Origin of the sequence: Paenibacillus physcomitrellae, assembly GCF_002240225.1 — a bacterium.
Taxonomy (GTDB): domain Bacteria; phylum Bacillota; class Bacilli; order Paenibacillales; family Paenibacillaceae; genus Fontibacillus; species Fontibacillus physcomitrellae.
Window position 1 is genome coordinate 2491618 of the sequence record NZ_CP022584.1, and the last position, 13383, is coordinate 2505000.

Annotated in this window: 6 protein-coding genes, 11 tRNA genes and 2 rRNA genes (1 of these 19 only partly in view); all 19 read right to left on the reverse strand. The window is 49.8% G+C overall.

Annotation, left to right across the window (positions count from 1 at the left end; translation table 11 throughout):
- Positions 1-354 precede the first annotated feature (354 nt).
- Positions 355-1710, reverse strand: a complete 1356-nt coding sequence (glmM, locus tag CBE73_RS11335; RefSeq protein ID WP_094094319.1) for a phosphoglucosamine mutase — start codon at positions 1708-1710, stop codon at positions 355-357.
- Positions 1711-1781: 71 nt separating this feature from the next.
- Positions 1782-3227, reverse strand: coding sequence for a CdaR family protein (locus CBE73_RS11340; protein ID WP_094094320.1), 1446 nt, complete (start codon positions 3225-3227; stop codon positions 1782-1784).
- Positions 3220-4050, reverse strand: coding sequence for a diadenylate cyclase CdaA (gene cdaA, locus CBE73_RS11345; protein WP_094096268.1), 831 nt, complete (start codon positions 4048-4050; stop codon positions 3220-3222). The genes CBE73_RS11340 and cdaA overlap by 8 nt, the downstream gene beginning before the upstream one ends.
- A 254-nt stretch (positions 4051-4304) precedes the next feature.
- Complete coding sequence (locus tag CBE73_RS11350) at positions 4305-4922, reverse strand: zf-HC2 domain-containing protein (RefSeq protein WP_094094321.1); 618 nt, start codon at positions 4920-4922, stop codon at positions 4305-4307.
- 129 nt (positions 4923-5051) lie between these two features.
- Positions 5052-5627 carry an RNA polymerase sigma factor SigW gene (gene sigW / locus CBE73_RS11355; protein ID WP_094094322.1) on the reverse strand — a complete coding sequence of 192 codons (576 nt, stop codon included), beginning with the start codon at positions 5625-5627 and terminating at the stop codon, positions 5052-5054.
- 387 nt (positions 5628-6014) lie between these two features.
- Positions 6015-8810, reverse strand: a complete 2796-nt coding sequence (ppc, locus tag CBE73_RS11360) for a phosphoenolpyruvate carboxylase (protein ID WP_094094323.1) — start codon at positions 8808-8810, stop codon at positions 6015-6017.
- 242 nt (positions 8811-9052) lie between these two features.
- Positions 9053-9126: transfer RNA gene (locus CBE73_RS11365), tRNA-Gly, on the reverse strand.
- A 7-nt stretch (positions 9127-9133) separates the two neighbouring features.
- Positions 9134-9210 (reverse strand) — tRNA-Pro (locus tag CBE73_RS11370).
- A 22-nt stretch (positions 9211-9232) separates the two neighbouring features.
- Positions 9233-9309 (reverse strand) — tRNA-Arg (locus tag CBE73_RS11375).
- A 5-nt stretch (positions 9310-9314) separates the two neighbouring features.
- Positions 9315-9389: transfer RNA gene (locus tag CBE73_RS11380), tRNA-Gly, on the reverse strand.
- A gap of 5 nt (positions 9390-9394) precedes the next feature.
- Positions 9395-9478 (reverse strand) — tRNA-Leu (locus tag CBE73_RS11385).
- A 1001-nt stretch (positions 9479-10479) separates the two neighbouring features.
- Positions 10480-10552 (reverse strand) — tRNA-Lys (locus tag CBE73_RS11390).
- 5 nt (positions 10553-10557) lie between these two features.
- A tRNA-Gln gene (locus CBE73_RS11395) sits at positions 10558-10632 on the reverse strand.
- 41 nt (positions 10633-10673) lie between these two features.
- Positions 10674-10749, reverse strand: a tRNA-Val gene (locus tag CBE73_RS11400).
- Between the two features lie 7 nt (positions 10750-10756).
- A tRNA-Glu gene (locus CBE73_RS11405) sits at positions 10757-10831 on the reverse strand.
- A gap of 13 nt (positions 10832-10844) precedes the next feature.
- Positions 10845-10920, reverse strand: a tRNA-Thr gene (locus CBE73_RS11410).
- A 3-nt stretch (positions 10921-10923) separates the two neighbouring features.
- Positions 10924-10999 (reverse strand) — tRNA-Asn (locus CBE73_RS11415).
- Between the two features lie 16 nt (positions 11000-11015).
- Positions 11016-11132: ribosomal RNA gene (rrf, locus tag CBE73_RS11420) — 5S ribosomal RNA — on the reverse strand.
- 62 nt (positions 11133-11194) lie between these two features.
- A 23S ribosomal RNA gene (locus tag CBE73_RS11425) occupies positions 11195-13383 on the reverse strand (it continues 755 nt past the right edge of the window).

Sequence of the window (13383 nt, forward strand, 5' to 3'; positions counted from 1 at the left end):
ATTCCCTCCGCGCGAGTCTAGGAAGCTCTGGCGCTTATGTTGCTGTTGTAACCTCACGATCCTCACTCTCTGTTTGGAATATGGTTTATTATATGCATGTGACGATCATTTTGCAATGATACGGACTTCTTTTTACCCTTTTGCCCTGCAATTCCCAGCTTATTTACCCGAAAAATAACCGCCGAAACGCGCCAACTTCCGCGCCCAGCGGCTGGGTAAAAATCGGCTGTAACGATGTTCCTGTTCCTCCTCAGTCAGCAACCCGGTCATGCGGAATCATGATCCTGCATCCATGAGCAAGACCTCTCTCATCCCGTACAGCGGGTCATTAAACCAACGAATCAGAACGTTACGTTACACAAGCTCCTTCTGTACAACAGCTGCAATATCCGCTACAAACTGCTCCAGCTCCGCTTTATCCGGACCTTCGGCCATCACGCGAATCAAAGATTCCGTACCGGATGGACGTACCAGTACACGGCCGTTGTCGCCGAGTTTGCCTTCAACCTCCGCAATCGCAGCAGCGATCGCCGTATTGCCTTCATAATTGCGTTTATCCTGCACGCGCACATTCACGAGTACCTGCGGATACTGCACCATCAGCGTTTTGAGCTCGCTCAGCTTTTTGCCGGACTTCAGAATCGTATCCACCAGCTGGATAGCTGTCAGAATCCCGTCTCCCGTTGTGCTGTGATCCAGAAAAATCACGTGGCCCGACTGCTCACCGCCCAGGTTAAAACCACCGCGGCGCATTTCCGCCATGACATAACGGTCGCCTACAGCTGTCTTCACGCTGTTCAAACCCAGCTTCTCCGTCGCTTTATAGAACCCAATGTTACTCATTACGGTTGTTACGATCGTGCTTTGAGCCAGCTTGCCCTCACGGTTCATGGCATCCCCGCAAATCGCCAGGATGTGGTCGCCGTCTACTTCGGCACCCGTGCCGTCAATCGCGATCAGACGGTCCGCGTCCCCGTCAAAAGCAAGACCCAAATCGGCCCCAAGACGTACTACTTCCTCTTTCAGCTTCTCCGGATGCGTAGAACCGCAGTGGTCGTTAATGTTGCGGCCATTTGGTTCTGCTGCAATCGTCGTCACATCGGCGCCAAGCTCGCGGAACAAACGCGGCGCAAGCTCATAAGCCGCACCGTTTGCACAGTCAAGCACAACCTTCAAACCTTTGAAAGACTTGGAAGTCAGCGTAGACTTCAGCAGCTCCAGATACTTCAGTTTAGCGTCATAGTCGACTTCAACCGAACCCAGATCCCCGCCGACAGGACGCGGCAGTTCATCATTTTCCTTATCGATCAGCTCTTCGATCTGCAGCTCCGTTTCATCGGAAAGCTTAAATCCGTCACTGCCGAAAAACTTAATCCCGTTATCCTCAACCGGATTGTGGGAAGCCGAAATCATAACTCCGGCATCCGCGCCAAGTTCGCGCGTCAAATAAGCCACAGCAGGAGTCGTTAATACCCCCAGACGAATCACGTCGGCTCCAATTGACAGCAGGCCGGCTACAAGCGCGGATTCGAGCATGACACCTGAGATCCGTGTATCCATGCCAATGACCACTTTAGGCTTATGCGCCGTACCCGAAGCCGCTCCAGTCAGCACATAGCCGCCGCACCGTCCGATACGGTAAGCCAGCTCTGCAGTCAATTCTTTATTGGCAATCCCACGGACCCCATCAGTACCAAAATATTTCCCCATAATTCAAGTTACACTCCTCTTCTTACGTTCCATCTCACCCTATAATAGTATGAGCCTTCGTTTGTTTTCAGTTACGGTAAATTTGTCGATTCATCAGTCTGGCCGCTGCCTTCATTGCCTGAACCCGATCCCGCTCCCGAACCGGATATTCCGGATTCGCCGGACGTCTCCGTGCCGGTGCTTGCGTCCGGAACGCTCACGTCATGACTGGACGATGGCGGAGGTTCGCTTCCGCCCCCGGCCGAAGGAGCAGGATCAACCGTTACCGGCTTGTCCTTGGCCGTGATCTTCACCTGGACCGTCCCGTCCGTCCCCGAGTCCAGCAAATGAATATACTGGGGGAGCTTGGCGTCCAGCCTTACTTTAAAAGTTCCTTCCTCATAACCGCTAACGTCCGCTGTGAACGACAGATCTTCGGGCTTAAGCGAAGCGATGCGCTCAGAGCTGCCTTCCACCGTGGCGTTAACGGTTCCCGACTGGGGGCCGATGATTTTGGCCGTATAATTCCCTCCGACGTTAAGCAGCGTGATCGGAAGGTCATTCAGTGTTTTTTTTTCAAAAGGTGTCGCATTAATCGTAATTTCCAGTGAGTCAGGCTCGATTTTCTCAAAACCTTCCGGCGGAGTCAAGCTCACCGTATATTTGCTGCTGCTGTCTGTTCCAGTGAAATTGCCCAAATCGACGGTAATCGGATAAGAGCTGATCTTGTCCAGCGCATCCTTCGAGCCGTACACGACCACCTGCTCCGGGCTGCTGCTCACTCCTGAAAGGGCATACCCCTCAGGCAGGCTTCCGGTAGTCTGCAGTTCGATCGGGATACTTTTATACAGCTTGATGACAGGTACATCCACATCGATGGAAGACGGCGATATTTCCGCATCCTCCATTTCATCTCCCGCCTTATCATAGGCGATCAGTTTGATACTTTTCCCCGTAATGTCGCTGTTAATCCCGGCAACGTTAACTACCCCTTGGATTTTACCTAAATCTTCGATTTCACTTGAAGGCAAAGTAACCTTTACTTTTCCATCATTTTTCAGGACCGGCGTTCCAATTTCATAACCCTCCGCAGGCACACCAGTGGTAATAACCGAGGCCTGAACATCCTTCGACGCTTTCGCTTCTATCGTAATATGAGCAGACGAAGGCGTAATGGCCACACACTCCACACCGTTAGGAAGCTCGCATTTGAGCGGCAGCGTCTTGGAGCCCGGCGTTACATGGTTCAGATCCAGCTTTACTTTATAATCATCTTCGGAAAATAACGAGGTCAGCTTCGTCCGCTTCCCTCTAACCTCTAAAGTTACCCGCTCCGGATCGAGCCCGTACACCACATATTTCTCCTCATCCAGATTGTAGATCTGGACTTTGACGTTATCGATGGTCCGCGTGCTGACCGAATCGTTCACCCCGGAAATGGATTCCGAGCTGTCCAAATGCACCATCAGCCACAGGATCAAACTGATACAAAGTGCAATGATTTTAGCGAAATTATTATTATTAATCCACTTATTCATGTTTGTTAGCCCCCATTCTCCTCCAGAAAGGGGTTTTGCGGGTCTTCTCCATCGTCTTCGGACTCAGCTCCGCATACAGCTTGGAGATCAGCGACTCCTCATTGATATCGCGGACCACTTGTCCATCCAGAGCCAGCGAAATCTGGCCGGTCTCCTCAGACACGACGATCGCCAGCGCATCTCCGACCTCACTAATGCCGATCGCAGCGCGGTGCCGCGTCCCCAACTCCTTGCTGATGAACGGATTCTCTGAAAGCGGCAGATAACAGGCTCCAGCCGTAATCCGGTTGTCCTGAATAATAATGGCCCCGTCATGCAGCGGCGTATTCGGAATGAAGATGTTAATCAGCAGCTCGGAGGAAATCATCGACTGCATGGGAATGCCGGACTCCACATATTCATTGAGGCCCGTCTCCCGTTCAAACACGATTAAAGCACCGATTTTGCGCCGGGACAAATAGTTAACGGCCTTAATGATATGGGAAACGGTCCGGCTGAATTCCTCTTCATCGGCCGAAATCCGGCTGAACAGCTTGCCCCGCCCCAATTGCTCGAGACCGCGGCGCAGCTCCGGCTGGAAAATGATAAACACCGCCAGCACACCAAAAGTAAACAGCTGATTCATCAGCCATTTCAAGGTATACAAATCAAACCAGGTGCTAAGCGCCCAAATAATCACAAGTACAAAAATACCCTTGAGCAGCTGAATCGCACGTGTTCCCCGAACGAGCAGGATCAAATAATAAATAATATAAGTAACAGCCAGTACATCCACTAAATCTTTAATGGATTCTGCCCAGGTTAAGTTCTCAAAATAATTCATTGTCATGCCCCCGGTATCCCTCTTCGAGGTTATGTAAAACCCAATGCTGAAGTCTCTATATTCATTCCCCTTAAACTCTAGGTTATAACGATCAAGTCCGAGTTGCAAGCGCAGGCCCCAAATATCCGTTTAAATGCGCTTTCACCACATTATTTTCTGCAATTCCAGCTTCTGTCATTCCTGTTTTACAAAAAAATGGCGCCGATTCCCTTATTCAGGGGGCGCCATATTGCTGTAGTTCTATGCCGGGCAGCTTAGCGGTAGGCAACTTCCGTAAAAGTATTCGTAATCCTGTACCAGATCCAGTCCAGCGCCTGATCAATCGTTTTGGCATCGCCGGCAATTTTGGCTGTGGAAGCCTGGTAAAGCGACCCGTCGATGACGGTCAAATTCCCTTCAACTTCCCCGTAGACCTCCGTATTGCCGTTCTCAATCGTCAGATCGCCTGCTATAGCCGTCCCTTCGGGCACGATCACCGTGTGACCTTCTATGCGGACCTTATCCAGGTCAGCGCCTTTAACGACCAACTGGTCGTCCGATTTCCAGATCGACAATGTGCTGAAAAGCATCACGAGCAAAAACATCGCTGCCGCCGTAAGCGCCGGATGCCGTTTCACCCAACCCAGCCAAGGCTGCTGTCTGCGTTTCTTAGGCAGATTGCTCATAATTTGGTTCAGTACATCATCGGATGCAGAAGGCAGCGAATGCTTGACAGCGGCAAACATCAGCATATCGGTCTGCTCCAGCTCCTTCAGCCGGGTCCTGCAAGACACACATCTATCCAAATGACTCTTCAAATCAAGCGCCTGTTCCTCAGGCAGTTCGTTATCCAAATAATCATGCATCAAAGAGGCAGCCTGTTTGCATTCCATTTGAGCCATTCCTTTCCTTGCAAATTCCTTTACTGTTCAGACGCAAAAACAACAAGTGAAGCTCTTTTAGCTACTCGTACTTCTTTGTATACGGTCCAGCTTTGCAGGAGTTTCACTTTATTTTTACACTTAAAATAATTTATGCTCCAGCCGCTTCCGCAGAAACTCCCGGCCACGGTGTACCCTCGTTTTGACAGTGGTTACAGGCATGTTTAAAATATCCCCGATTTCCTGCAGCGACAGCTCCTGCAAATACCGGAGAATCATAATCGTCTTATACTTCGCCGGCAGACCCGCGATCGCCTGATGAATGATCTGCTGCGTTTCACTTAGCAAAAATTCACTTTCCGGCGTGCGGTTATCCCCGGGAATCAGCGAATATCCGTCGGCCGTCCCGTCCTGGTCATTCAGTTCCGCATCCAGCGAGAAATTCGGCTTCCGCTTCCGTAAGCGGTCTATGCAAAGGTTCGTCGCAATCCGGTACATCCAGGTCGAGAACTTCTGATTCTCGTCATATTTGTCCCAATTCTTATAAACGCGCAGGAACGTTTCCTGCACGATGTCCTCTGACTCATGCCGGTTATTCAGCATCCGGTAAGCCAGATGAAACACTTTATCCTTATACAATTCTACAAGCTCGGCGAAAGCGTCCTGGTTCCCTTTACGGGCCAGCTTCACCAAACCTGCATCTGAAAGTTCTGCCATCCGTTGTTATCCCCCAGATTTCGGCTGCTTCTACACACACTACCTTACTTTATCATACGGCTGGAAGCCCCTTGATTTGGCTGCAGGCTTCGCAGCTTGTCCGAGCGCCATAGTCCATTCAAATCGTAATTCATGCCCCTTCAAAAAGCAAGGCATAATCACAATTTAACTCCCTTAAAAACTCTATTTAAACTATGTATTACCTTCCATCCAAACCCATTTACAGCATGCATAGACTTCCATAAAGCTCCCTGCATTCTTTTGAGATCCATCCTTAATTCGAGCAAATTTGCTGAGCTTCATCCTTACACCTTTTGACCTTTTCATAATCTCTCTAAAAAAGAAACGGGTGTACCGAAGTACACCCGCCATCATTTCTTCGAAGGATCAGCCTGTATTACGCATGCCTGCGGCAATGCCGTTAATTGTGAGCAGCACTTCGCGAAGCAGTTCAGCATCGTCAGCATCCTGCTCGCGGATCTGACGGAGCTCTCTTAGCAGCTGAACCTGCAGATAGCTGAGCGGATCTACGTAAGGATTACGCTGTCTGACGGACTCCTGAAGTGTCGGCTGATTGTCCAGCAGCTCCTGCTCGCCCGTAATGGCCAGAATGAGATTCTTCGTCAAAATAAACTCTTCCTCAATCTGTGAGAAGATCCGGCTTCTGATTTCTTCATTCGAACATAGCTTCGAATACTCCCGTGCAATATTCAAATCAGCTTTCACTACCGCGAACTTCAGCGTATCAATCAAAGAGCGGAAGAACAGGAAGTTCTCATACATATCCTGCATGACCTTCAGGTTCTCCGGCTTGCCCTGATAGAACTGCTGCAGTCCAGTACCTGCTGCATACCAAGCCGGAAGCAAATACCGGCTTTGTGTCCAGGCAAACACCCAAGGGATAGCCCGCAGATCCTCGAAGCGGTCACTGTTCTTCCGTTTGGAAGGTCTGGAGCCGATGTTGAGTTCCCCTACTTCGCCAAGCGGTGTAGATTCCTTAAAGAAACTCAGGAAATCCGGTTCACGGAAAATCAAATCCTGATATTTCTGGAGCGCCGTTTCCGACATTTCCTTCACGATGGCTTCCCAGCGGCTCTCATTCAGCTCGGATTGCTTTGGCAGCCGGGCATGAATAGCAGAGATGATCAGAGCCGAAGTCGCCTGCTCAAGACTGCGGTACGCAATTCCTTTCAGGGAATAACGTTCAGAAAGAACCTCGCCCTGCTCCGTAATTTTGATGCCTCCACCGATCGTTTCCGCCGGCTGCACCATAATACTGCGGTTCAGCGGCATGCCTCCGCGGCCGAGCGCTCCTCCGCGGCCATGGAAGAATTTCAGCTTTACGCCAAACTCTTTTGCCGTAGCAGTGATTTCTTTAAGAGCTACACGCAGCTCCCAGTTAGCCGTAATAACGCCGCCGTCCTTATTACTGTCCGAGTAACCAAGCATGATCTCCTGCAAATCATTCATTGCAGCCACAGACTGTCTGTAGATCGGCATGCTGAGCAGCTCACGCATAATGCCCGGCGCGTTATGAAGGTCATCAATCGTTTCAAACAGCGGAACGGCCTGCAGCGTACAAATCGCCTTCTCGCCGTGCTCTTTCTGGAACAGACCCACTTCCTTGGCAAACACCATAACTTCCAGAATGTCGCTCGTAGCCTCGGCCATACTGATCAGATAACTGGATATACAACCTTTGCCGAATTCCTTCTGGGCAATATAAACCGTCCGGTATACTTCCAGACATTCGGTTGTGCTTTCGCTGTACTCTTGATAAGGCGACGTAAGCGGCCGAGGATCATTAAGCAATTTCTCCAGCAGCTTTACCTTCTCAGGTTCAGGCAGCCCGGCATAATTAGGCGTAATATTCATATTCGCCAAAATTTCCGTCATGGCGTTCTCGTGTTCTTTACTGTGCTGGCGGATATCCAGCTTCGCTGTATGGAAGCCAAACAATTCAACTTGACGTATAAGTTTCTTAATATACGTGTCCGCAACATAATCCGCATAATGATGACGCAGGCTGCGGTCGATGATTTCCAGATCCTCAATCAGTTCCTCAGGTACCGCATAACGGTCTGCCTGGCCTTTATGAGCTTCGTCAAGCACGTTATGGAGCTTCTCAGTCATATAAGTCAGCTTGATGCGGTAAGGTTCTTTTTCATTCGTCCAGCATGGCGTCTTCTTCAGTTCGACAGCGGCGCTGTCCTTCAGGATGGAGGACTTCAGTTCATCACTCACATCAACGATCGTCGTGCTGAAGCTCAAGTGCTTAAACAAATTGCTCAGCAGCCGCTGATATTCGCGTACAGCCAGCTTGCGCTGCATCTTCAGCGTTTCCCACGTCACATCCGCTGTAACCGAAGGGTTGCCGTCACGGTCGCCGCCGATCCAGGAACCAAACTTCAGGTAAGCGGGCATGTGCCAGTTATGCTCCGGGTAATATTTGCTCAGACAGCGTTCGATTTCTTGATAAACGTCAGGTAAAACGTGGAATAAAGTCTCATGGAAATAGTACATCCCATTACGAACCTCATCGAGCACCGTCGGCTTGCGGTCACGCAGCTCATCAGTCTGCCAAAGCGTAATTACTTCGTTCAGAAGCTTCTCCCGAAGCTGCTCCCGTTCACGGAAGGTTAGCGTCGGATTATCCATCTGCATGACATCTTCGGCAATCCGTTTGTGAATATCAAGAATCGCCCGGCGCATGGCTTCGGTAGGATGGGCCGTCATGACCAGCTCAAGCGACATGCCCTCAAGGATCTCCTGCACTTCTTCACAAGAGAAACCACGATCCTTCAATTCCATTACAGATGCTTCAATCGAACCTGGCTGGATCGATTCACCAGCTTCCCGCTCATAATCGCGTTTCCGGCGGATTCGGTGGTTCTGCTCAGCAATATTAACCAGCTGGAAATAGATTGCAAATGCTCGTACGACCTGGTGACGGATATCCGGTGCCAGCCCATTGATCATATCTTTGAATTCCTCATGGGTCTCTGGCATAAAAGAAGCTCGCAGCGATTTACTCGCCTCACGTATCTTTTCGACAATATCTAAGAGTTCATTACCGCCTTGATGGACAAGGACTTCTCCCAGAATATTGCCCAAAAAGCGAATATCCCGCCGCAGCAGGTTACTGGAATTGTTTTTCCCTGCAGTTACTGTAAGCTCAGTCATTCTTTCGTACCTCCTGTTTCACCTGTATTCCGATAAAATTATCAGTAACATGTCATACATTGTTAACATCATACAATAACAAGAATCAAAAATCTTTATTTTTTTGTAATCCTTTTATTTTCATACGATAATACGTCAAAGCGATAAAAGCAATAGATATAAAGAAACTGCGATTTCCGGAAAAAACGCAGTTGTTTTTAACAAAAAGCATCATCGTTTACGATGATGCTTGACTTTATGTATGGAGCGGGTGATGGGAATCGAACCCACGCTACCAGCTTGGAAGGCTGGAGTTCTACCATTGAACTACACCCGCATTATAATGGTCGGGATGACACGATTCGAACATGCGACCCCCTGGTCCCAAACCAGGTGCTCTACCAAGCTGAGCTACATCCCGACAAAAACAATAAGTTCATAAGTGGCGCGCCCTAAGAGATTCGAACTCCTGACCTTTTGATTCGTAGTCAAACGCTCTATCCAGCTGAGCTAAGGGCGCACATATGGAGCGGACGACGGGAATCGAACCCGCGACCCTCGCCTTGGCAAGGCGATGCTCTACCGCTGAGCCACGTCCGCATATATGGTGCGCGTGGAGGGACTTGAACCCCCACGTCAAAGACGCTAGATCCTAAGTCTAGTGCGTCTGCCAATTCCGCCACACGCGCACATTAGGCCTTAACCTTAGTTAAAGGCTTATATACTAACTTCGATTTCGTTGTTTTTTCATTTAACTTATCTCGTTAGCGACAAGAATGATCTTACCATACCAAGTTAATTAGAGTCAAGCATTTCTCCAAAAAAAATTAAAAAAGTTTTTTTGCATGTATTTATCCCTTTATTTAAGGGCCTTAAATGGATAAATTATTGACTGTCTGCTTAGCGAACCTGCGTTCAATTCTGGAGTTCTATCATCTGTATAAAGTCTGACCATCCTCTCTGTTTAGGACGTTTCAGTAAAGCGTGATCTCTACTCCGCAATCGTTCTAAGATCGTGCAGATGGCTTTGAGGCTGCATTCTACTTCTTTAAGACGCATTCTACTTCCTTGAGACTGCATTTTACTGCTTTGACACTGCACTCCTCCAGCTGCCTCTTACAGCCCGTTTAAAGATCTGCAGATACATAACCTCCCCCCTTTAAAGAGTGCTGCAGCCTTACGCAAGGTTCAAATCTCCACAGCGCTACATTTCTTTAGAGAAGGAGATTCTTTGATGGGTGGGATTCTTTAGCAAACAGAGATACTTTAGCGACAAAGATACTGACCTCTATGGATTCCTCCTGCCTTGTTGGCTCCAGTAAGCCCTGGCTTGGCCTGTGAGCCTTTCAGCCGTTCCTCTCTTCCATCCTTCCTTCTTCCCTCTTCCGAGCCAAATCAGCTTATATTGAAGGCTACAGGGCCTTTAACTAAAGTTATATCCGTCTCCAATTACAACTAACAATACAAATAACTACACAAACAATAACGTTGCCTTTCGTGGCCTATATCATCATGTCCTAACTAATTGTTTTCGACTGCCTGGATTTTGGGAACCAGGGTCATGTTCTAGCTTCTTTTATTAATAAAAAAAACACTCTCCGTTACCGGAAAGCGGTCAGTAAATAAAAAAACTCAAATAAAAAAACATCTTCTTCGCTTCTAGCGAGAACATGTTTCGATGAAATAAAAGTGAGCCATGAAGGACTCGAACCTTCGACACCCTGATTAAAAGTCAGGTGCTCTACCAACTGAGCTAATGGCTCGTAAATGGCTGGGGATATAGGATTCGAACCTATGCATGACGGAGTCAAAGTCCGTTGCCTTACCGCTTGGCTAATCCCCAACATTAAAGCTATGTAACTTGTCCAATTATTATTAAAAATATGGTGGAGGCTGAGGGGATCGAACCCCCGACCCTCTGCTTGTAAGGCAGATGCTCTCCCAGCTGAGCTAAGCCTCCGAAAATATGGTGACCCGTAGGGGATTCGAACCCCTGTTACCTCCGTGAAAGGGAGGTGTCTTAACCCCTTGACCAACGGGCCTTGTAAAATTGAATGGAGCTCTCAACCGGGATCGAACCGGTGACCTCATCCTTACCATGGATGCACTCTACCTACTGAGCTATGAGAGCATATGGCTCCCCGAACAGGACTCGAACCTGTGACAACTCGATTAACAGTCGAGTGCTCTACCAACTGAGCTATCAGGGAATATGTAATAAGTTTCGCTTGGCGGCGTCCTACTCTCCCAGGACCCTGCGGTCCAAGTACCATCGGCGCTGGAGGGCTTAACGGTCGTGTTCGGGATGGGTACGTGTGGAACCCCTCCGCCATCGCCACCAAACGATTCAAGTGTTTGATCACTTGAAAACTGGATACGAAACAATCAATTGCGATTAGATCTATTTGGATAAGCCCTCGACCGATTAGTACTGGTCAGCTCCATGCATTGCTGCACTTCCACCCCCAGCCTATCTACCTCGTCGTCTTCAAGGGGTCTTACTAGTTGGGAAATCTCATCTTGAGGGGGGCTTCACGCTTAGATGCTTTCAGCGCTTATCCCTTCCGCACTTAGCTACCCAGCTGTGCTCCTGGCGGAACAACTGGTGCACCAGCGGTGCGTCCATCCCGGTCCTCTCGTACTAAGGACAGCTCCTCTCAAATTTCCTACGCCCACGACAGATAGGGACCGAACTGTCTCACGACGTTCTGAACCCAGCTCGCGTACCGCTTTAATGGGCGAACAGCCCAACCCTTGGGACCTACTTCAGCCCCAGGATGCGATGAGCCGACATCGAGGTGCCAAACCTCCCCGTCGATGTGGACTCTTGGGGGAGATAAGCCTGTTATCCCCAGGGTAGCTTTTATCCGTTGAGCGATGGCCCTTCCATGCGGTACCACCGGATCACTAAGCCCGACTTTCGTCCCTGCTCGACTTGTCAGTCTCGCAGTCAAGCTCCCTTTTGCCTTTGCACTCTTCGAATGATTTCCAACCATTCTGAGGGAACCTTGGGGCGCCTCCGTTACTCTTTAGGAGGCGACCGCCCCAGTCAAACTGCCCACCTGACACTGTCCCCATGCCCGATCAGGGCACCAGGTTAGAACTCCGATACGATCAGGGTGGTATCCCAACGGCGCCTCCAAGGAAGCTTGCGCTCCCTCTTCCTAGGCTCCCACCTATCCTGTACAAATCGTATCAAAGTCCAATATCAAGCTGCAGTAAAGCTCCATGGGGTCTTTCCGTCTTGTCGCGGGTAACCTGCATCTTCACAGGTATTAAAATTTCACCGGATCTCTCGTTGAGACAGCGCCCAAGTCGTTACGCCATTCGTGCGGGTCAGAATTTACCTGACAAGGAATTTCGCTACCTTAGGACCGTTATAGTTACGGCCGCCGTTTACTGGGGCTTCAGTTCATAGCTTCGGGTTACCCCTAACCACTCCCCTTAACCTTCCAGCACCGGGCAGGCGTCAGCCCGTATACTTCGCCTTACGGCTTCGCACAGACCTGTGTTTTTGCTAAACAGTCGCTTGGGCCTTTTCACTGCGGCCCCCTCGGGCTATTCACCCTACCGAGGCACCCCTTCTCCCGAAGTTACGGGGTCATTTTGCCGAGTTCCTTAACGAGAGTTCTTCCGCGCGCCTTAGAATTCTCTTCTCGCCTACCTGTGTCGGTTTACGGTACGGGCACCTTCACCTGGCTAGAGGCTTTTCTTGGCAGTGTGAGATCATGACCTTCGCTACTGCAATTTTCGCTCCCCATCACAGCCCAAGGTTATGTAGCACGGATTTGCCTATGCTACCCTCTCACTGCTTGGACGGACATCCATCAGTCCGCGTCACTACCCTGCTGCGTCACCCCATCGCTCATAGCGGTTTACGGTGGTACAGGAATTTCCACCTGTTGTCCTTCGACTACGCCTGTCGGCCTCGCCTTAGGTCCCGACTTACCCTGAGCGGACGAACCTTCCTCAGGAACCCTTAGGCTTTCGGCGGATCAGATTCTCACTGATCTTTTCGTTACTCATACCGGCATTCTCACTTGTATGCTGTCCAGCGCTCCTTACGGTACACCTTCTACCCACATACAACGCTCCCCTACCCCTGATGCATTGCATCAAGCCATAGCTTCGGTGGTGTGTTTAGCCCCGTTACATTTTCGGCGCAGAGTCACTCGACCAGTGAGCTATTACGCACTCTTTAAATGGTGGCTGCTTCTAAGCCAACATCCTGGTTGTCTGTGCAACTCCACATCCTTTCCCACTTAACACACACTTGGGGACCTTAGCTGATGGTCTGGGCTGTTTCCCTTTTGACAATGGATCTTAGCACTCACTGTCTGACTCCCGGTTAATCAGTCTATGGCATTCGGAGTTTGACTGAGCTTGGTAACCCTTGCGGGCCCCGCACCCAATCAGTGCTCTACCTCCACGACTGTACCACCGAGGCTAGCCCTAAAGCTATTTCGGGGAGAACCAGCTATCTCCGAGTTCGATTGGAATTTCTCCGCTACCCCCACCTCATCCCCGAACTTTTCAACGTTCGTGGGTTCGGGCCTCCAGTGCGTGTTACCGCACCTTCACCCTGGACAGGGGT

Excerpts from the sequence above, each read along its gene's own strand:
- glmM (WP_094094319.1), bottom strand. The coding sequence starts at position 1,710 with ATGGGGAAATATTTTGGTACTGATGGGGTCCGTGGGATTGCCAATAAA.
- CBE73_RS11340 (WP_094094320.1), bottom strand. The coding sequence starts at position 3,227 with ATGAATAAGTGGATTAATAATAATAATTTCGCTAAAATCATTGCACTT.
- cdaA (WP_094096268.1), bottom strand. The coding sequence starts at position 4,050 with ATGAATTATTTTGAGAACTTAACCTGGGCAGAATCCATTAAAGATTTA.
- CBE73_RS11350 (WP_094094321.1), bottom strand. The coding sequence starts at position 4,922 with ATGGAATGCAAACAGGCTGCCTCTTTGATGCATGATTATTTGGATAAC.
- sigW (WP_094094322.1), bottom strand. The coding sequence starts at position 5,627 with ATGGCAGAACTTTCAGATGCAGGTTTGGTGAAGCTGGCCCGTAAAGGG.
- ppc (WP_094094323.1), bottom strand. The coding sequence starts at position 8,810 with ATGACTGAGCTTACAGTAACTGCAGGGAAAAACAATTCCAGTAACCTG.